The sequence below is a fragment of the Streptomyces sp. NPDC057302 genome, assembly GCF_042667685.1.
Taxonomy (GTDB): Bacteria; Actinomycetota; Actinomycetes; order Streptomycetales; family Streptomycetaceae; genus Streptomyces.
This window is the reverse complement of the sequence record NZ_JBHUZJ010000058.1, coordinates 41,542-60,622: the sequence shown is the minus strand read 5'-3', so window position 1 is coordinate 60,622 and position 19,081 is coordinate 41,542. Positions and strand designations below refer to the sequence as shown.

Sequence of the window (19,081 nt, the reverse complement as noted above, 5' to 3'; positions counted from 1 at the left end):
GGGTGCGCAGTGCTGTGTGCGGCAGCGCTGTGCGGGGTCAGACCAGGGAACCGCCCGGCAGCTCCACCTTCGCGCCGAGCTCCACGAGCTTGTCCATGAAGTTCTCGTAGCCGCGGTTGATCAGGTCGATGCCGTGGACGCGGGACGTCCCCTGGGCCGCCAGAGCGGCGATCAGGTACGAGAAGCCGCCGCGGAGGTCGGGAATGACCAGATCGGCGCCCTGGAGCTTCGTGGGGCCGCTCACGACCGCCGAATGGAGGAAGTTGCGCTGCCCGAAGCGGCAGTGGGAACCGCCGAGGCACTCGCGGTAGAGCTGGATGTGTGCGCCCATCTGGTTGAGCGCGGAGGTGAATCCCAGCCGGGACTCGTAGACCGTCTCGTGGACGATGGAGAGGCCCGCCGCCTGGGTGAGCGCGACGACCAGGGGCTGCTGCCAGTCCGTCTGGAAGCCGGGGTGCACGTCCGTCTCCAGGGCGATCGCGTTGAGCGAGCCGCCCGGGTGCCAGAAGCGGATGCCCTCGTCGTCGATCTCGAAGGCACCGCCCACCTTCCGGTAGGTGTTCAGGAACGTCATCATCGAGCGCTGCTGGGCGCCGCGGACGTAGATGTTGCCTTCGGTCGCCAGGGCCGCGGAAGCCCAGGAGGCGGCCTCCAGACGGTCCGAGAGGGCGTGGTGGTTGTAGCCGCCCAGGCTGTCGACACCGGTGACCCTTATGGTCCGGTCGGTGTCCATCGCGATGATCGCGCCCATCTTCTGCAGCACACAGATGAGGTCTTCGATCTCGGGTTCGACGGCGGCGTTCGAGAGTTCGGTGACGCCTTCGGCCAGTACGGCCGTCAGCAGGACCTGCTCGGTGGCGCCCACGGACGGGTACGGCAGCTGGATCTTCGTGCCGCGCAGCCGCTGCGGGGCCTCCAGGTACTGGCCGCCCTCGCGCTTCTCGATGGTGGCGCCGAACTGGCGGAGCACCTCGAAGTGGAAGTCGATCGGCCGGCCGCCGATGTCGCAGCCGCCGAGGCCGGGGATGAAGGCGTGGCCCAGGCGGTGCAGGAGCGGCCCGCAGAAGAGGATCGGGATCCGCGAGGAGCCCGCGTGCGCGTCGATGTCCGCGACGTTGGCGCTCTCCACGTGCGAGGGGTCCATGACCAGCTCGCCCGGCTCCTCACCGGGGCGGACCGTGACGCCATGCAGCTGCAGGAGTCCGCGTACGACGCGGACGTCGCGGATGTCGGGGACATTGCGCAGCCTGCTCGGAGCGCTGCCGAGCAGCGCGGCGACCATGGCCTTGGGCACGAGGTTCTTCGCGCCGCGGACACGGATCTCGCCCTCCAGCGGGGTTCCGCCGTGGACAAGCAGTACATCGTCGGTGACGGTCATGAATCTCGCGTTCCGATTGGATGGACGGGTGGACCAAAGGGCAAGCGTAATGGGCGTGTACCCCCCTTCCGTAAGGGCAAGGACGTGCGAAACACGTCAGGAGTTCGTGACAACACGAAACGTTCGGAACCGGACACTCCGGGTCACCGGCGAAAGTGTGCGCTCCAGACGCGCCTGTGCGCCCCTGAGCTGCATTCACTCCTGTACGGGCATTGCCTCCCCCCGCGGGGCAAAGATGCGGGATCATGTCGTTCATGACCGAGGTGTCCTCGCTCACAGGGCGGCTGCTCGTGGCCACGCCTGCCCTGGCGGACCCGAACTTCGACCGCGCGGTGGTGCTGCTCCTCGACCACGACGAGGAGGGCTCGCTCGGCGTGGTCCTCAACCGGCCCACGCCGGTGGACGTCGCGGACATCCTTGATGGCTGGGGCGATCTCACCGGCGCGCCGGGAGTCGTCTTCCAGGGCGGTCCCGTCTCGCTCGACTCGGCGCTCGGCGTGGGGGTGATCCCGGGGGAGGAGGGCGCGGCCCCCGGCTCCCGCCCCCGCCCCCGCCCCGGCAGAGGCGAGCCGATCGGCTGGCGCCGCGTGCACGGCGCGATCGGCCTGGTCGACCTGGACACACCCCCCGAACTCCTGGCCCCCGCACTCGGCTCCCTGCGGATCTTCGCCGGATACGCGGGCTGGGGCCCCGGCCAACTGGAGGACGAACTCGTCGAGGGCGCCTGGTACGTGGTCGAGTCCGAGCCCGGGGACGTGTCGTCCCCGGATCCGGAGCGGCTGTGGCGGGCGGTGCTGCGGCGGCAGCGGAGTGAACTGGCGATGGTGGCGACGTATCCGGACGACGCGTCGCTGAACTGAACTCCCGGTGTCGGCTCGCGGGGCCGCGCAGGGGTTGCAGAAGCAAGGACGGCTGTGCGGTTAGCCGTGGGAGCGCGACGCCTGAGGTGCACATGCGAACAACGGTGGTCGTCCTGCGTCAGCTGATACGTGGCGTATTAGCCAGCGCACGGACTGGTCCCTGGCCGGTGACGGTGACTGCGGGCTCCCTCTTGTCTGGCTTGTCTGGGTTGAGATTTCGCTCGACGTAATCGTGGCTGGTTTCTCCGGGATCCCCTCGATAGCGTTGCGTCACTCGTGTGAACCCTCGCCCCTCCGGGAGTTGCCCAGTGAAGCACCGCCCTATGTCCGTTGCCGCCGCGCTCGCCGTCACCGCGGCTCTGCTCCTGACGGCCTGCGGCGGCGGAGAAGAAGACAACTCCAAGGGCAGCGACAAGATCGAGGGTGCCGAGACCGGCAGGGCCAAGAAGTCGGAGTCGCCGAGTGCATCGAGCGCCGCCGACCGACCGGAGGTCAAGCTGCCGTCGGGTGTCAAGGACGTGTACGAGCAATGGAAGACCGGCAGTTCCGACAAGGACGCGGTCCTCTCGGACACCGCCAGTCGCATCGATTCGACCAACGACGCCATCGTGCGGGGTGACACCGGCGCGCAAGGGCTCTCCTTCTACTACAAGGACGAGGCCCTCAGTGACGTCGTCGAGTGGGTGCAGAAGTACCTGGACGCCAACATGTCGTTCACCGGAACGACTCGCTACTACGCGCCCAAGGTCATGCTGTCCGGCGGCAAGACCGCCTCGGTCGTCTACTGCGCCGACGAGAGTAAGGGATTCAACAAGAACCGCAAGACCGGAAAAGTCGACAAGTCCTCCTCGGGTGAGAGTCCGTACGTGCTGTACAACACCCGTCTCAAGAAGAACGACCAGGGGGTCTGGCAGACCACGGACCTTGCGTCGCAACGGGGGGAAGCGTCATGCAAGCAATGAACAGACGTGGTCGGATACTGACACTCGGTGTGTTGGTCATCGGCTGCTCTCTGGCTCCTGGTAGTGCCTTGGCCTACGGGCCCGGTGAAGGTCAGGGGGCGGGCAAGCCGTCGGCTTCCGGCAGTGCCGACGGGGACGGCACACTCTCCGCCGGGGTCGTCTATGACCGCTCCAAGAACGGCACGGGTAAGGCCGCCGGGCCGGTGGCGTCGACCACGACGTGGACTCCGCCGCCGTGCTACTACGCCCCCGCGTACAGCCCGACTCAGCTCCAGAAGAAACTGGAGCCGATCTGGCAGGCCGAGTCCACCGGCTCGCAGTGGGACCTGTCGCAGCGCAACCGCTACGTCGACGGCAAGCCCTACAAGGACTTCAACAAGAAGAAGGCCGGCAAGGGGTATTGGTGGGACGGCTTCATCCCGGACGGGAAGGAGAGCGCCCCTGGAGCGTTCGACTGCGACAAGCCGTACTTCTGGGTCGACGAAGGTGACCCGCCCCCGGCCGAGGTACCCGAAGCCGTCACACCTGAGGTCCTCGCCCACCTCGCGTACGCCGAGATCCGCGTGCCCGGCACCGAAGTGGCCCTCGCGCCGGAGGGCACGACGAAGGTCAACCTGCCCACGTGGGCGTGGCTGGACAAGGCCGAGTTCAAGCCCGTCTCAGTGACCGCGTCCGTCCCGGTGCTCGGCATCGACGCGACCACTACCGCGGAGCCGGTCTCCCTCAAGATCGAGCCTGGTACTGAGGATGCGGAGACGTATCCCGCCTCGGGAGTGTGCCCGATCGAGAACGGCCGGATCGGGGAGCCCTACGCGAAGGGCAAGGCCGACGACACTCCTCCGTGCGGGGTGAGGTACCTGCGTTCGTCAGGGGACGGGTCCTACGGCCTCAAGGCCACCGTGACTTGGAAGATCCACTGGACCAGCACCGTCGTTGACGGCCGGCAAGGTCTGCCAGAAGGGCAGTTCGGTGCGGATCAGGATGTCGTCGTCCAGGAAATCCAGTCCATCAACCGCTGACCAAGACGGTCCACGCATGGAGAAGGCCTAAGCCCGTGGCAGACAGAATCAGGGCCGACCTCGACCTCATCAAGGATTGTTCGGAGTCGCTCTACCGCATCCACCGTGAGTTCAAGGAGAACGGCGACCCCTCCGACGGTTACGAGAAGGACTTGGGCAGCGAGAAGCTGCGCGAGATATTCGACGACTTCTCCAGCACATGGAAGAAGACGCGCAAGAAGCTGAACAAGGACATCGAGAACCTTGCCAAGTTCACGGCCGAAGCGGCGAAGGCGTACGAGGACGTCGACCATAAACTCGCCAACGCGCTCCGGGACGCCAAGAAAAGCGACAAGAAGGGCAAGAAGTGAGCGGGCGGCCGAGTGACTGGACTCCTCTTTATGACTCCGATCCCGTGCCCGGCGACCCGTACGAGGTCGCACACCTCAGCAAGAAGCTGCGCGGCATGGCCGAGGAGATCGACAAGCAGGCGCGGAACATCAAGGCGTTGGCGTCCGTCGACAGCTGGGACAGCGTGGCCGGGCGCGCCTTCCACGACATCGCAGGAGAGACCGCGGGGCGCCTGAAGAAGGCATATGACCGCTATGACGAGGCTGCGAACGCCCTTGGTACCAAGGTCAGGGAGGGCGAGTCGAAGGAGTACGCCAGCGAGTTGCACCGTGCGCAGCGCATGGCGGACAAGGCGCTGGAGGAGTTCCGCACGGCGGAGGTCGAGCAGAAGGCTGCCATGAAGGAGCTGGAGAAGACCAAGGGGACGATCCCCTCCTCGCGGGAGGACGGCGCCGATCGCACGAAGCAACAGAAGAAGCGCGATGACGCCACATCGGTCATGGCCAGACATCGGCAGAAGATTATGAACGCGGTGGAGATCCGCGATGATGCGGCGAGCGCGGCGGCCAAGAAGATCAAGAATGTGATCCATCACGACGGGGTCCGGGACCCTGGTGGGTTCATGGACTGGATAGCGGATCACGCGGATTGGTTCACGGCCATCGCGACGGTTCTGGCGGTGGCGGCATTGGTCGCGGCGGTCGTTCTGACGGGTGGCGCCGCCGCCATCCTCATCGGCGTTGCCGCCGCGATGAGTGCAACTGCCCTGTCCGGGCGGTTGTACGACGTCTTCGCCCGGGGCGGAAAACTCGATGCGGTGGCGATCACCATTGACGTGCTGGGCATCATTCCCGGCCTCGGCGCGCTGAAGGGTCTCACCGCGGGTGCCAAGGGCGCCCGCCTTGCTACCGCGCAGCGCACCATGTGGGGCATGTTCACCAACGGCATTGCAGTGAAGAACATCAACCGTGGGGCCGGCGTCGCGTCCAAGCTGTTGGGTAAATGGGGTTCGAAGATCCCAGCCGGAGGTTGGGCGCCGGAGAACGTGACCCGCTTCATCAAGGGAGCCGCCCTGTCCAAACTGGGTGTGGAATCCTTCATGAAGTTGCAGCAGGTCCTGCCGGGAGAGGACGAAAAGCCGAACCACATCACGCCCGGTACGGGCCCCGGGGCCCGCCCGCACCCGAGTACGCCACCAAGTGCGCCCTCGACCCCGAGTGCGCCTTCGCCATCGCCACGGCCGAGCCCGACATCCGCGCCGTTCCACGGTGCCCTGGCGCCCGCTGGGTAAGGAGAGCATGTGCTGACAAGCGACTTCCACGCCATGGAGAACGGTCAGTTCGTCGATGACGGTGGGGTGGTTCACGATCTGATTCCCGGCAGTGTCATCGCCACTGTCCCGGCGGCCCGCGAGGCGGCGGAGAGACACGGCAGGGAGGTGGACTTCGATTTCTTCGATGACACCGCCGTGCTCCGACTGCTGTTCCATCGAAGCCAGGACACGTCGAAAGCGGGAATCCTCGGCTGTCTCTTCGCGCTGCCCCTGTTCGTCTTCGGTGCCGGCGCATGGCCGTTCTGGGACTTGGTCGCCTCCACGAAGCCGCGGCCGTTCCAGATCGGGTTCATCGTCGCGGACGCCTTGATCGTCTGTGGATTGCTGCTTGCGATGTACCTGTTGAGGCGACGCAGTTTGCTCGACGTTTCCAACCGCAACATGCGGTGCCGAGTGCGTCTCTACCGAAAGATTGTCGTCATCGCGCGCAACGGCGGTGCCGATGTGCCCCTTCTGTATCCCCATTACGGCATGTACGCCTCGTCGCGGAAGTTCTTCCCCGGCGCACCGGAGCTACCCGCTCCGTCCCTTCCGGAAGGCAGCGCCCCCAAGTGACCGCCCCCACTGTGCCGTCCCGACTGGAATTCATTCCGACACAGGCAGCGCCCGGTGCCAACGGCGTCCAGGCCGACGACATCCACGTCCGTTGGGTGATGCCGGAAATCTTCCACGACATCCCCATTGACGAGGAGGACGAAGACGAGGCGGTTCGGCTCATTGAGGAGCTCGCCCAGAAGGCGCTGCCCGGTACCGAGGTCGAGGACTGGCTGAAGTTCGCGGTGATCTGCGCACTTGGCATGGACGACCTGTTGGAGGCGGGTGCCGAGTTCGCGGCTGTCTGTGTGGGTGCAGTTGACGGGACCCCGTGCACCGCCACCGTCTACGCAGCGCTGGCTGACAGCCCCGAAGGTGAGGATGAGGACCCGCTCGCGGCGATCGCATCCAGCCTGCGCCGGGAAGATGCGGGTGAGGTCACCGACATCCAGCTCCCGTGTGGTCCGGCAGTGTCTTGCATCGGGACGCGCGACGACAAAGTGACCGGCGAGTTGACCGAGGACCCGCAGGGCCTCACCATCTCGACGCCGTATATCCGTGTCTATGTCCCGCTGCCGAACGGCACCACCTTGATGATGGAGCTGAGTACGCCCACCTCGGTGGGATGGGACTCGTTCTCGACGATGTTCGGGAACATCGTGAGCAGCATCCGCCTCTTCGACGCCGACGGCGAGGCTCTGATCATCCCGGACCGGGATACGGGGAAGTGAAGGCCGGTCGGCGGCGCAGGCGAGGTCCGGCTGGCCCCTCCGAGGCCAGAGGCCGGGGAGTGTAGCGCCGGTGACGGTGCTCACGACCAGGGGGAGCATCTCGAACGTCTCGCTCTGCCACCAGATCACGCCGGTATCAGAGAAACCTCAGATATTTCCGAAAATCCCCCCGTTCGAGACTTCCGCAGAAGGTCGGTCAGCTCGGTAGTCCATATCTGGTTTCCGATGCGTCGTATTCGTATGCGGTCCGGCCCATCCCACTGCGGATGGAGGGTGACGCTGTCCCCGAGGTGCCGGGCGGTCTCGCGCCCCAGGCGTGGCCCGGCGTATGCATCTGCCCAACGATCAGCATGTCTGTGTAGCCACCAATCAATAGAGGTGGCTGATTCGTTTCAGGGGGTGATCGCAGGACCCACACAAATGCGGGGCACGAAGGCACGGTGAGCGGCGCTGACGGTTGGCGGTGGGCGTAGGTACCCTTGGATGCCATGAGCACTCTTGAGCCCGAGCCCGAGCGCGGGGCAGGTACGGGGACCCTCGTAGAGCCGACGCCACAGGTGTCGCACGGTGACGGCGACCACGAGCGCTACGCGCACTATGTCCAGAAGGACAAGATCATGGCGAGCGCGCTCGACGGTACGCCCGTCGTCGCGCTCTGCGGCAAGGTGTGGGTGCCGGGGCGTGACCCGAAGAAGTATCCCGTCTGCCCCATGTGCAAGGAGATCTACGAGTCCATGAGCGCCGGTGGCGACAAGGACAAGGGCGGTAAGGACGGCAAGGGCGGCGGCAAGAAGTAGCCCGCGCCGGAGCTGTCCGGAGCCTTCTCGTGAAGGGGCGTTGCGTGTGCCGCAACGCCCCTTTTGCGTTGTGCCGTCGCGTGGCAGATTCGCCGCATGACCTTTGAGCAACTGATCCCGGCGCCCGCCCGCGCCGAGGGACCGCACACCGAAGGCTTCTTCCTCGACCAGGAGACCGTGCTCCGCGCGGCCCCCGGCACCGAGTCCACCGAGCGCTGGCTGCGCTCCACCCTCGGCGCCGCGCTCGGACTGCCCCTGGCCCCGGGTGAGGGCAGCGGCATCTCGCTGGCGATCGACGACTCCCTCGCGGCCGAGGCGTACCGGCTCACCGTCGGGGCGGGCGGCATCGAGATCGTCGGCGGCTCGGCCCCCGGCCTCTTCTGGGGTGCGCAGACCCTGCGCCAGCTCGTCGGGGCCGACGCCTTCCGGCGGGCGCCGGTGCGGGTGGGGGGTCCGCACACCGTCCCGGGGTGCCTCATCGAGGACGCCCCGCGCTTCGGGTGGCGCGGCATGATGCTCGACGTTGCCCGGCACTTCATGCCCAAGGACGGGGTGCTGAGGTACCTGGACCTCCTTGCCGCGCACAAGCTGAACGTCTTCCACTTCCATCTCACCGACGACCAGGGCTGGCGCATCGAGATCAAGCGCTACCCGAAGCTGACGGAGGCCGGGTCGTGGCGCCCGCGTTCGAAGTGGGGGCACCGCGCCTCCGAGCTGTGGAGCGACACCCCGCACGGCGGTTACTACACGCAGGACGACATCCGCGAGATCGTCGCGTACGCCCATGAGCGGCACATCGCCGTCGTACCCGAGATCGACATCCCCGGGCACTCGCAGGCCGCCATCCACGCCTATCCGGAGCTCGGCAACACCGACGTCGTGGACACCGCCTCGCTCGGCGTGTGGGACACCTGGGGCGTCAATCCGAACGTCCTCGCACCGACCGAGAACACCCTCCGCTTCTACGAGGGAGTGTTCGAGGAAGTGCTCGAGCTCTTCCCCTCCACCTTCATCCACGTCGGGGGTGACGAGTGCCCCAAGGACCAGTGGAGGGAGTCGCCCGCCGCACAGGCCCGCATCAAGGAGCTGGGGGTCGGCGACGAGAACGGGCTGCAGAGCTGGTTCATCCGGCACTTCGACAGCTGGCTCACCGCGCGTGGGCGCCGGCTCATCGGATGGGACGAGATCCTCGAAGGCGGCCTCGCCGAAGGTGCCACCGTGTCGTCCTGGCGCGGATACGGCGGCGGCATCGCCGCGGCCAAGGCCGGTCACGACGTCGTCATGTGTCCCGAGCAGCAGGTGTACTTGGACCACCGCCAGGACGGCGGCCCCGACGAGCCCGCGCCCATCGGTTTCGTACGCACCCTTGAGGACGTCTACCGGTTCGAGCCGCTGCCGCCCCAGCTCACCGCCGACGAGGCCCGGCACGTGCTCGGCACCCAGGCGAACGTATGGACCGAGGTGATGGAGTACCACGCACGCGTGGACTACCAGGTGTTCCCGCGCCTCGCCGCCTTCGCGGAGGTCGCCTGGAGCCCGCTCCCGGCACCCGCCGAGCGCGACTACGCGGACTTCGAGCGCCGAATGACCCCGCACTACGCGCGACTTGACGCACTCGGCGTCGACTACCGCCCGCCCGGCGGCCCGTTGCCGTGGCAGAAGCGTCCTGGCGTACTCGGACGCCCGATCGAAGGGGCGCCCCCGAACGTGTGAGGCGCACCCCGCGGTCCGTGTGCCGGGCCGCTCGCGCCGCGAGCGCGGGCGACCCGGCGAAAGTCGTACAAGGGTCACCGAAGAGTGGCAATTCCCGCTGACCGCCGAGGGCGTGTGAAAACGGCACATCCCCCAGGTCTGGGGACGAATGGCTCCTAGCGGACCCCCGCGCCGGGGGCCGGGGAAGATGTGCCAGAGTTGCCACGTCCGGGCTGTGAGCACGTACCGTACGGCGGAACAGGCGTAACGGTGAGAACGGCGAGAAAGCCGCCGGGCATCGGGAAGGGGCAGCCGGTTTTGACCACGCACGCACCGCAGGCGGCGCAGAGCGCGCACACGGCGAAGCTGCCTGGAACGTTGGACGAGGCCGTCGAGGCGCTCGCCGCGATGCCCGCCGCCGTGCCCGTGGCCGGCGGCACCGACCTCATGGCCTCCGTCAACGCGGGCCTCCTGCGCCCCGCCGCGCTCGTCGGCCTCGGGCGCATCAGCGAGATCCGCGGCTGGCAGTACCAGGACGGTCACGCGCTGCTCGGCGCGGGCCTCACCCACGCACGCGTCGGGCGGCCCGACTTCGCCGCCCTGATCCCGGCGCTCGCCGCCGCCGCGCGCGCCGCGGGCCCCCCGCAGATCCGCAACGCGGGCACCCTGGGCGGCAACATCGCCACCGCGGGACCGACCGGCGACACCCTGCCCGTCCTGGCCGCCCTGGAAGCCGTCCTCATCATCGCGGGCCCCGGCGGCGCACGCCGCGAGGTCCCCGTATCGCACCTGCTCGCCGGGATGGACATGCTCCGCCCCGGCGAACTCATCGGCTTCGTACGACTGCCCCTCCTGCACGCCCCCCAGGTCTTCCTGAAGGCGACGGGACGCACGGGCCCCGGCCGCGCCACCGCGTCCGTCGCGCTCGTCCTGGACCCGGCACGGCGCGGTGTGCGCTGCGCGGTCGGCGCCGTCGCGCCGATGCCGCTGCGGCCCCTGGAGGCCGAGCAGTGGGTCGCCTCGCTGATCGACTGGGACGGCGAGCGGACGATCGTCCCGGAGGCCCTCACCGCCTTCGGTGAGTACGTGGCCGCCGCGTGCATCCCCGACCAGCCTCCGGCCGAGGACGGCTCCCCGCAGCCGCTCCCGCCCGCCGTACTGCACCTGCGGCGCACCGTCGCCGCGCTGGCCCGACGAGCACTGGGGAGGGCGCTGTCGTGAGTGACGACCAGAACAACAACGGCGGCTGGCAGCCGCATCCGCAGGGCGAGTACGACTCGGACGCCACGGCCTTCGTGCAGCTGCCGGAAGGCGCCCTGGACTCCTTCGACCACTCGCCGCTCGCCGCGCCGGGCCACGGATACGTGCCGCCGCAGATAACGGTCACCCCGACGTCGGCCGACGCGACGGACCCGGCGGCCACGGGTGTCTGGGCCATGCCGCCCGAGGTGACCGGCATGGGCACCGGTGCGCAGAACGTGCAGTGGCCGACCGCGGGCGGTGCGCCCGAGCCTGTCGTCCCCGACGCTCAGGAGCACGCGTACGACCCCCGGGCCACCGGGCAGTGGAGCTTCCACGAGGCGGAGGGCCACGCGCCCGCCGCTCCCGCTCCGGCCGATGTCACCGGACAGTGGTCGATTCCGGTCGCCAATGGTGATCTTCCGGATGAATCGGGCGAGTTCACTGCGTCGTCGCTGGCCGCGCAGTGGGGCGGTACGCCGCCCGCGACGCTGCCGGGCGGCGCCGCGGCTCCCTGGGCGACCGGTGGGGCCGGTGCGGGCGCGCCGTGGGCGGAGCCCGCGCAACAGCCGTACGCCGAGCCGACGCACGTCGCGCCGCACCCGCACCAGCACGCCGAGCCCCACCCGCAGGCGCACGTCGAGCCCCACCCGCACCAGCACGTCGAGCCGCCGCACCACGAGCCCGTCGTACCCCCGGAGGCGTTCGTCCCCGAGCCGCCGGTGGCTCCTGAGATGCATGTGGTGCCCGAGGCACCGGTGGCTCCCGAGGCACCCGCAGAGCCGGAGCCCGAGCCGGAGGTCGCGGCGGAAGCCGAGCCCGAGGCCGAAGCGGACGTCGAGACCGAGCCGGACGCCGAAGGCGAGGCAGAAGCAGCGACAGAGGTCGAGGCCGACCCCGAAGCCGACGGCGAGTCCGACCCCGACCCCGAAGCCGCCACCGCCACCGCCCTCTCCGACGAGCACCCCCTCTGCTCCTACGTCCTGCGCGTCAACGGCGCCGACCGCCCCGTCACCGACGCGTGGATCGGCGAGTCCCTCCTCTACGTCCTGCGCGAGCGCCTCGGCCTCGCCGGCGCCAAGGACGGCTGCTCGCAGGGCGAGTGCGGTGCCTGCAACGTCCAGGTGGACGGCCGACTCGTCGCCTCCTGCCTGGTCCCCGCCGCCACCGCCGCCGGAAGCGAGGTGCGCACCGTCGAGGGCCTCGCCACCGACGGCAGACCCTCCGACGTGCAGCGGGCGCTCGCCGCCTGCGGTGCCGTCCAGTGCGGCTTCTGCGTACCGGGCATGGCGATGACCCTGCACGACCTCCTCGAAGGCAACCCCGCCCCGTCCGACCTGGAGACCCGCCGCGCCCTGTGCGGCAACCTCTGCCGCTGCTCCGGCTACCGCGGTGTGCTCGACGCCGTGCAGGAAGTGGTCGCCGAGCGCGAGGCGTCCGCTGCCGCCGCCGAGCCGTCGGCCCAGGGCGAGCGGCCGGGCGAGCGGCCGGGCGAGCCGCGCATTCCGCATCAGGCCGGACCCGGCGCCGGAGGGGTCAACCCGACGGCGCGGGACGGATCGTACGAAGGACCTTACGGACAGGACGGAGGCCAGGCGTGAGCAACGAAGCCGCGGGCACGGCGAACACCGCGACCGCAGTGGAGACGCAGCCGGGCCCCGAGCCGCTGCCGCACGGCATCGGCGCGTCCCTGCCGTCCGCCGAGTCCCGCGCCAAGACGGAGGGCACGTTCCCCTACGCGTCCGACCTGTGGGCGGAGGGGCTGCTCTGGGCGGCCGTCCTGCGCTCGCCGCACGCGCACGCGCGCATCCTCTCCATCGACACGTCCCAGGCGCGCGAGATGCCGGGCGTGCGGTCCGTCGTCACGCACGAGGACGTGCCCGGCGAGGCACTGCACGGCCGCAAGACCGCGGACCGCCCGGTCTTCGCCTCCGATGTCGTACGCCACCACGGCGAGCCCATCGCCGCCGTGGCCGCCGACCACCCCGACACGGCACGGATGGCCGCCGCGGCCATCTTCGTCGAGTACGAGGTCATGGAGCCGGTCACCGACCCGGAGAAGGCGTTCGCGGCCGAACCCCTGCACCCCGACGGCAACTTGATCCGGCACATCCCGCTGCGGCACGGCGACCCGGAGGCGGCGGGCGAGCTCGTCGTCGAGGGCCTGTACCGCATCGGCCGCCAGGACCCGGCGCCGATCGGCGCGGAAGCGGGTCTGGCCGTACCCCGTCCGGACGGGGGCGTGGAGCTGTACATCGCCTCCACCGACCCGCACACCGACCGGGACATGGCCGCGTCCTGCTTCGGCATCGACCCGGAGATCGTGAAGGTCGTCGTGACCGGCGTCCCCGGTGCGACCGCCGACCGCGAGGACGCCAGCTTCCACCTCCCGCTCGGACTGCTCGCCCTGACGACCGGCTGCCCGGTGAAGCTGACGGCGACCCGCGAGGAGTCCTTCCTCGGTCACGCCCACCGCCACCCCACCCTCCTGCGCTACCGCCATCACGCGGACGCCGAGGGCAGGTTGGTGAAGGTGGAGGCGCAGGTCCTGCTCGACGCGGGCGCGTACGCGGACACCTCGTCGGACGCGCTCGCCGCCGCCGTCTCCTTCGCCTGCGGTCCCTACGTCGTCCCGAACGCCTTCATCGAGGGCTGGGCGGTGCGCACGAACAACCCGCCGTCCGGGCACGTCCGGGGCGAGGGCGCCATGCAGGTGTGCGCGGCCTACGAAGCCCAAATGGACAAGATCGCAAAGAAGTTGGGCATCGACCCGGCGGAACTGCGGCTGCGCAACGCGATGGCCACGGGTGACATCCTCCCCACGGGCCAGACGGTGACCTGCCCGGCCCCGGTGGCCGAACTCCTCGCCGCTGTACGGGACTTCCCGCTCCCCGAGCTGCCCAAGGACACCCCCGAGGACGAGTGGCTGCTGCCCGGTGGCCCCGAGGGCGCGGGCGAACCTGCCGCGGTGCGCAGGGGCGTCGGCTACGGCCTTGGCATGGTCCAACTCCTGGGCGCCGAAGGCACGGACGAGGTCTCCACGGCCACGGTGAAGGTCCACGACGGTATCGCCACGGTGATCTGCGCGGCGGTCGAGACGGGCCAGGGCTTCTCGACGCTCGCCCGCCAGATCGTCCAGGAGACCCTCGGCATCGACGACGTCCGCGTGGCCCCCGTCGACACGGACCAGCCCCCGGCCGGACCGAGCTGCCACGGCCGCCACACGTGGGTGTCGGGCGGTGCGGTGGAGCGCGCGGCGAAGATGGTCCGCACGCAGTTGTTGCAGCCTCTGGCCCACAAGTTCGGGATGTCCACGGAGCTGCTCCAGATCACCGACGGCAAGATCACCTCGTACGACGGCGTGCTGAGCACGACGGTCACGGAGGCGATGGACGGCAAGGAACTGTGGGCCACGGCCCAGTGCCGCCCGCACCCCACCGAGCCCCTCGACGAGGCGGGCCAGGGTGACGCGTTCGTCGGGATGGCCTTCTGCGCGATCCGCGCGGTGGTCGACGTCGACATCGAGATCGGCTCGATCCGGGTCGTGGAGCTCGCGGTCGCCCAGGACGTGGGCCGCATCCTGAACCCGACCCAGCTGAAGGTACGTATCGAGGCCGGTGTCACGCAGGGCGTCGGCGCGGCCCTCACGGAGAACCTCCGCACGCCGCGCGGCCTGGTCCGCCACCCCGACCTCACGGGTTACGCGCTCCCGACCGCCCTGGACACTCCCGACATCCGCATCGTGAAACTGGTGGAGGAGCGGGACGTGGTGGCCCCCTTCGGCGCGAAGGCGGCGAGCGCGGTGCCGGTCGTGACGACGCCGGCGGCGGTGGCGTCGGCGGTGCGGGCGGCGACGGGGCGCCCGGTGAACAGGCTGCCGATCCGCCCGCAGGCGGCAGTCGCCACGTGAGCGGGCCCCAGGGTGTCGTCGTCATCACCGGCATCATGGCCGCGGGCAAGTCCACGGTGGCCCAGGCCCTCGCCGAGCGCCTGCCGCGCGCGGCGCACGTGCGGGGTGACGTCTTCCGCCGGATGATCGTGTCGGGCGGCCAGGAGTACGAGCCCGGCGCGTCCGACGAAGCCGCGGCCCAACTCCACCTGCGGTACGGCCTGTCGGCGTCCACGGCCGACGCCTACGCGGCTGCGGGCTTCGTCGCGGTGGTCCAGGACGTCATCCTGGGCGCGGAGTTGAAGACGTACGTGGAGCGGCTGCGCACGCGCCCGGTGCACGTGGTCGTGCTCGCCCCGAGGCCGGACGCGGTCGCGGCGCGGGAGGCGGGGCGCGGCAAGACCGGCTACGGCGCGTGGACGGTGGAGGATCTGGACGCGGGGTTCCGGTCCACGACCCCACGGATCGGGCTCTGGCTGGACAGCAGTGACCTGACGGTCGACGAGACGGTGGACGCGATTCTCGCGGGGCTCGACGAGGCGCGGATCTAGCGGTCCGGACGGCCTCGACCTGGCGGCCCACCGGAACGGAGCGTCCCGGCGAGCCGCCCGGCCAGGCGGTGCTACTTCCCGAAGTACGCGTCGTAGACGGACAGCGTGGACTTGTTGCCGTCCTTGTCCGTGATCTTCGCGTGGAACGAGACGGCCTTGCCCGCGGGCGGGGTCTTGACCTTGATCTTTCCGCCGCTGACGGTGACCTTCTTCCAGCTCTGCCCGTAGTCGTAAGACACGTACACGGCAAGGGACTTGAGGTTCCCCGCACCCGCCGCCGCGCCCTGCACCTTCACCGGTACGGACTGGGTCCGGCCCGCCGGAGCCGTGCTGTCCAGGCCCACCTTCGGGCTGAAGCGGACAGTGGAGGCGGGGAGTTGCGCGTTCTCGGCCCGCGCCGAGCGGAACGTCCAGCTCGCGTCCACCCGTGACGTCGCCCGCGCCAGCTTTCCGCTGCGCTTCACGGATGTCGTCAGCCTGTACTCGGCCTCGTCCGCAGGCACCTTGAAGGTCTCGTCCCCGGTCAGCGGATCCGTGTTATCGGCGATCTTCGTGCCGTCGCGGTACAGCGTGGACTTCGCCGACGAGTAGCGGGACCAGCCCGTATGACCCTTGCCGTCCGCCATGACGGGGATGCGGCCTCCCAGCTCGTCGCCCTTGCGGAAGATGCCCGTGCCGGAGCCGCCGAGAGCCGGGCCGAAGACGCCGGTGTTGAACGTCTTCCCGTACGTACGCCCCGCCTTGAAGGTCTGCGGCGTGAAGATCCCCCAGGCGCCGTCCAGGAGCGGATTGCCCTCCTCGTCGTTGTCGCCGTACTGCTCGAAGCCGATGCCCCACTTCGTCGCGCCGAGCGCCGACAGGTGCAGCGTCCTGGTGCGCGGCAGCTTCTGCTCCGGCATGATCCGCGAGATGCCGCCCGCCTCCGGGAGATATCCGGCGGGGGACAGGGAACCCTTGCGGCCCGTGGCCGACGCCCCCATGCCGACCTTCACCGTGGCGAAGTCGGCGGGCTTGAGGTGCTTGGTGTAGCCGGTCGCGAGCTTCTTGACCTTGCCGCCGAGCAGCATGTCGTACTGCGTGTCCGCGCCCTTCGTCCAGGTCCCGAGCCACTGCTGGCTCAGGCCGTCGGGGACCTCCGGACCCAGGTGCGCTGTGCGCAGGCTTTTGAAGGAGTCGGTCATCGGCCCCGACTCGTAGCCCTCGTAGAGGTAGCGGGGGTCCGCGGCGATCAGCTTCGTACCGGGCACGGCCACCTTGATGTCCACCGGCTTCGCCTTGCGGGCGTCGAGCGTCACCGTCATCTTCTTGTCGACGGTCAGCGTCGGCCGGACGAGCCAGTCGGTGCCCTTGTCGCTGTCGTCCGGGTCGACGTAGACCGACCAGTCCATGAGGTAACTGCCCTTGGCCACCCGCACCTTGGTGGTGCCGGACGCGTCGTACGGGAAGAGATTGAGGCCCTTGTCGTCCCCGGTGATCGCCGACAGCATCGGCTCGTAGTGCGCCGCGGGCCGACCGTCGCGGCCGATCGTCTTCAGGGTGACGTCGTACCGCTCGACCTCGCGCTCGACCACGGCCGCCGTGCGCACGGACTGGCCGCCGCCGGTCGCCACGACGTACGCCGTGTACGTGCCGTTGACTGTCCCGCCCGACTTGGTGTCGGCGGTCAGGTCGACCGCCGCCGTGCCTCCGGCGGGGACGGTCACCGTCTTCGCGCCGAGCGTGAAGAGGCCGGAGGGTGCCGGGGCGCCCTTCGGGTTGGTGGCCGCCACCGCGAGGTCGAGGGTGACGTCCTTGTCGCCGAGGTTGCGGTAGGTGACCTTCTTGGTGACCGGCTTGTCGTCGGTGTGCGGCCACTTCTGGAGGCCGTAGTTGAGGGAGACGGGCTCCGCGATCACCGTCTGCCCGATGGCCTTGTCGACGGCGATACGTCCCGAACCCTGCTGGTAGGGCGTGTAGCCGCTGTTGCCGTCCTTCGTGGACGACGTCAGCGCGCCCTTGAGTTCTGCCGACTTCCAGTCCGGGTGCTGCTGCTTCAGCAGGGCGGCGGCGCCCGCCACGTGCGGGGCAGCCATCGACGTACCGGAGATCGTCAGATAGCCCTCGGGATTCTGGCCGACCTCCTTCTCGATGACGCTGCCGGGCGCGGCGGCGGCCGTGATGTCGACGCCGGGCGCCGTCACGTCGGGCTTGATGGCGCTGTCACCGACGCGCGGGCCCTGGCTGGAGAAGTCGGCGAGCTTGTCGGCGCCGTCGACCGCGCCGACGGTGAGGGCCGCGTCCGCGCTGCCGGGGGAGCCGATCGTGCCGGGTTCGCCGTCGTTGCCCGCCGACACGGCGAAGAGGATCCCCTTGTCCTTGGAGAGCTTGTTCACGGCGGCTTCCAGCGGGTCGACGCCGGGCTCGTCGCCCCCGCCGAGGCTGAGGTTGACGATGTCGGCGCCCTGGGCCGCCGCCCAGTCCATGCCCGCGATGATCCCGGAGTCCTCTCCCGAGCCCTCGTCGTCGAGGACCTTGCCGTTGAGGAGCTCGGCGCCGGGCGCCACGCCCTTGAGCTTGCCGCCGGATTTGGCTCCGGTGCCGGCGCTGGTCGAGGCGACGTGCGTGCCGTGGCCGAAGTGGTCCTTGGCGTCGGTGGCGGTCGAGAAGTTCTTCTCGGCCGCGATCTGGCCCTTCAGGTCGGGGTGGGTGGCGTCGACGCCGGTGTCCAGGACGGCGATCTTGACGCCCTTGCCGTCGAACCCGGCCTCCCACGCCTTGCCTGTGCCGATCTGCGGCACGCTCTTGTCGAGGTTCACCTTGCGGGTGCCGTCCAGCCAGACGCGGCTGATGCCGGAGGCGGTGGCCTGTTTCCGGGCCACGGCGTCCCACAGGGCGGTGGCGTCCCGCTTCGGGGTGGTGATGGCGTCGGCGTTCAGGGTCTTCAGGCTGCGGCGGACGGTGGTGTCACCGGCGGTGCGGACGTCCTGCCTGGCGCCGGCTTCCGCGCCGCCGCCCTGGTAGCCGACGATCAGCTTGATGCCCTTGCGCTGGGCGGCGCGATTCGCCTTCTTGTTCAACTCGGTCGCGTCGAACAGACGTTGATCGATCTTTCCGTCGGCTATCAGGCGCCGCGCGTCGGCCGGGACCACCAGCGTGTGGCCCGAGGGCGTGCGGTGCGTCTGTACGGGTATGCGCTCGCGCCCTTTCGCCGGTTCGAACGCGGCGATGCGGCCGGTGGAGTCGACGGTTACGCGGTCGCCGGTGATGAGTGTGAGGCGGTGCTTGGCCGTCGCCGACGGCGTGAACACCTCACCGGCCGTCGCCGTGGCGGCGCGGTCCCCCTTCGCCGACGCAGGGCTGGTCATGCCCGCCGCGAGGGCCACGGCTGCTGCCGTGGCGATGGTGGCCGCGCACGCTCTCTTCGCTCTCTTCGCGGTTTTTGCGTGGATACGCAATTCTCCCCCTGGAGTCGAGGTGCTGAAGTGCTGCCCTCGGAGTATGTGGGGGAGTGGTGGCGGGGGTGAACCCTGTTACGGGACTGTGCAGTTGGGGCAATTGGTTCTCGGTGGACCATGACGAAGGGGTGGCCCCGGACGGGACCACCCCTTGATCTGCTGCTCATTTGAGGCCGTGGCGGGAATCGAACCCGCGTTACTGGATTTGCAGTCCAGCCCCTAAGCCACTCGGGCACACGGCCAAGTCGTCGACCTGACTCCTCGAACCTAGCCGTGACCGGCGGGTTCACTCAAGGGATCTACGGGTGCCGCAACGGGACTGCCATACCGCG

General features: G+C 69.5%; 15 protein-coding genes and 1 tRNA gene. 13 read left to right on the top strand and 3 right to left on the bottom strand.

Features of this window, described 5'->3' with window-relative positions:
• Positions 1 to 37 precede the first annotated feature (37 nt).
• Positions 38 to 1,378 carry a UDP-N-acetylglucosamine 1-carboxyvinyltransferase gene (murA, locus tag ACFUPX_RS31215; protein ID WP_383330135.1) on the bottom strand — a complete coding sequence of 447 codons (1,341 nt, stop codon included), beginning with the start codon at positions 1,376 to 1,378 and terminating at the stop codon, positions 38 to 40.
• A 245-nt stretch (positions 1,379 to 1,623) separates the two neighbouring features.
• Here murA and ACFUPX_RS31210 point away from each other — a divergent pair, with 245 nt between their 5' ends.
• The 13 genes from ACFUPX_RS31210 (at position 1,624) to ACFUPX_RS31150 (ending at position 15,315) form a co-directional block, all read left to right on the top strand.
• The gene (locus tag ACFUPX_RS31210; protein WP_383330132.1) at positions 1,624 to 2,238 is read left to right on the top strand and encodes a YqgE/AlgH family protein; all 615 of its coding nucleotides are present in this window, start codon (positions 1,624 to 1,626) and stop codon (positions 2,236 to 2,238) included.
• Between the two features lie 308 nt (positions 2,239 to 2,546).
• The gene (locus tag ACFUPX_RS31205) at positions 2,547 to 3,200 is read left to right on the top strand and encodes a hypothetical protein (protein ID WP_383330129.1); all 654 of its coding nucleotides are present in this window, start codon (positions 2,547 to 2,549) and stop codon (positions 3,198 to 3,200) included.
• Positions 3,188 to 4,219 (top strand): hypothetical protein, encoded by a 1,032-nt coding sequence (locus ACFUPX_RS31200; RefSeq protein ID WP_383330127.1) that lies wholly within the window; start codon positions 3,188 to 3,190, stop codon positions 4,217 to 4,219. Before ACFUPX_RS31205 ends, ACFUPX_RS31200 begins: the two co-directional genes overlap by 13 nt.
• 35 nt (positions 4,220 to 4,254) lie before the next feature.
• Positions 4,255 to 4,569: a hypothetical protein gene (locus ACFUPX_RS31195; RefSeq protein WP_383330124.1), complete on the top strand. Its 315-nt coding sequence runs from the start codon at positions 4,255 to 4,257 to the stop codon at positions 4,567 to 4,569.
• Positions 4,566 to 5,840: a putative T7SS-secreted protein gene (locus ACFUPX_RS31190; RefSeq protein ID WP_383330121.1), complete on the top strand. Its 1,275-nt coding sequence runs from the start codon at positions 4,566 to 4,568 to the stop codon at positions 5,838 to 5,840. Before ACFUPX_RS31195 ends, ACFUPX_RS31190 begins: the two co-directional genes overlap by 4 nt.
• Before the next feature lie 9 nt (positions 5,841 to 5,849).
• A complete protein-coding gene (locus ACFUPX_RS31185) occupies positions 5,850 to 6,437 on the top strand; it encodes a hypothetical protein (protein ID WP_383330118.1) in 588 nt (195 codons plus the stop codon).
• The gene (locus tag ACFUPX_RS31180) at positions 6,434 to 7,147 is read left to right on the top strand and encodes a hypothetical protein (protein ID WP_383330115.1); all 714 of its coding nucleotides are present in this window, start codon (positions 6,434 to 6,436) and stop codon (positions 7,145 to 7,147) included. Before ACFUPX_RS31185 ends, ACFUPX_RS31180 begins: the two co-directional genes overlap by 4 nt.
• Positions 7,148 to 7,635: 488 nt before the next feature.
• On the top strand, positions 7,636 to 7,944 hold the full coding sequence (locus tag ACFUPX_RS31175; RefSeq protein WP_249589642.1) for a DUF3039 domain-containing protein: 309 nt from the start codon (positions 7,636 to 7,638) through the stop codon (positions 7,942 to 7,944).
• Between the two features lie 96 nt (positions 7,945 to 8,040).
• Positions 8,041 to 9,657 (top strand): beta-N-acetylhexosaminidase, encoded by a 1,617-nt coding sequence (locus tag ACFUPX_RS31170; protein ID WP_383330112.1) that lies wholly within the window; start codon positions 8,041 to 8,043, stop codon positions 9,655 to 9,657.
• A gap of 297 nt (positions 9,658 to 9,954) precedes the next feature.
• A complete protein-coding gene (locus tag ACFUPX_RS31165; protein WP_383330109.1) occupies positions 9,955 to 10,857 on the top strand; it encodes an FAD binding domain-containing protein in 903 nt (300 codons plus the stop codon).
• Positions 10,854 to 12,476, top strand: a complete 1,623-nt coding sequence (locus ACFUPX_RS31160; RefSeq protein WP_383330106.1) for a (2Fe-2S)-binding protein — start codon at positions 10,854 to 10,856, stop codon at positions 12,474 to 12,476. Before ACFUPX_RS31165 ends, ACFUPX_RS31160 begins: the two co-directional genes overlap by 4 nt.
• Positions 12,473 to 14,785, top strand: coding sequence for a xanthine dehydrogenase family protein molybdopterin-binding subunit (locus ACFUPX_RS31155; protein WP_383330103.1), 2,313 nt, complete (start codon positions 12,473 to 12,475; stop codon positions 14,783 to 14,785). Before ACFUPX_RS31160 ends, ACFUPX_RS31155 begins: the two co-directional genes overlap by 4 nt.
• Positions 14,782 to 15,315, top strand: a complete 534-nt coding sequence (locus ACFUPX_RS31150; protein WP_383330100.1) for an AAA family ATPase — start codon at positions 14,782 to 14,784, stop codon at positions 15,313 to 15,315. Before ACFUPX_RS31155 ends, ACFUPX_RS31150 begins: the two co-directional genes overlap by 4 nt.
• 71 nt (positions 15,316 to 15,386) lie before the next feature.
• Here ACFUPX_RS31150 and ACFUPX_RS31145 read toward each other — a convergent pair whose 3' ends face one another.
• Both ACFUPX_RS31145 and ACFUPX_RS31140 read right to left on the bottom strand, forming a co-directional pair.
• Complete coding sequence (locus ACFUPX_RS31145) at positions 15,387 to 18,659, bottom strand: S8 family serine peptidase (protein WP_383330154.1); 3,273 nt, start codon at positions 18,657 to 18,659, stop codon at positions 15,387 to 15,389.
• A gap of 260 nt (positions 18,660 to 18,919) precedes the next feature.
• A tRNA-Cys gene (locus tag ACFUPX_RS31140) sits at positions 18,920 to 18,991 on the bottom strand.
• Positions 18,992 to 19,081 lie beyond the last annotated feature (90 nt).

What these genes read in the sequence shown, in the direction of transcription:
- murA (WP_383330135.1), bottom strand. Translation starts at nt 1,378, where the DNA reads ATGACCGTCACCGACGATGTACTGCTTGTCCACGGCGGAACCCCGCTG.
- ACFUPX_RS31210 (WP_383330132.1), top strand. Translation starts at nt 1,624, where the DNA reads ATGTCGTTCATGACCGAGGTGTCCTCGCTCACAGGGCGGCTGCTCGTG.
- ACFUPX_RS31200 (WP_383330127.1), top strand. Translation starts at nt 3,188, where the DNA reads ATGCAAGCAATGAACAGACGTGGTCGGATACTGACACTCGGTGTGTTG.
- ACFUPX_RS31175 (WP_249589642.1), top strand. Translation starts at nt 7,636, where the DNA reads ATGAGCACTCTTGAGCCCGAGCCCGAGCGCGGGGCAGGTACGGGGACC.
- ACFUPX_RS31170 (WP_383330112.1), top strand. Translation starts at nt 8,041, where the DNA reads ATGACCTTTGAGCAACTGATCCCGGCGCCCGCCCGCGCCGAGGGACCG.
- ACFUPX_RS31145 (WP_383330154.1), bottom strand. Translation starts at nt 18,659, where the DNA reads ATGACCAGCCCTGCGTCGGCGAAGGGGGACCGCGCCGCCACGGCGACG.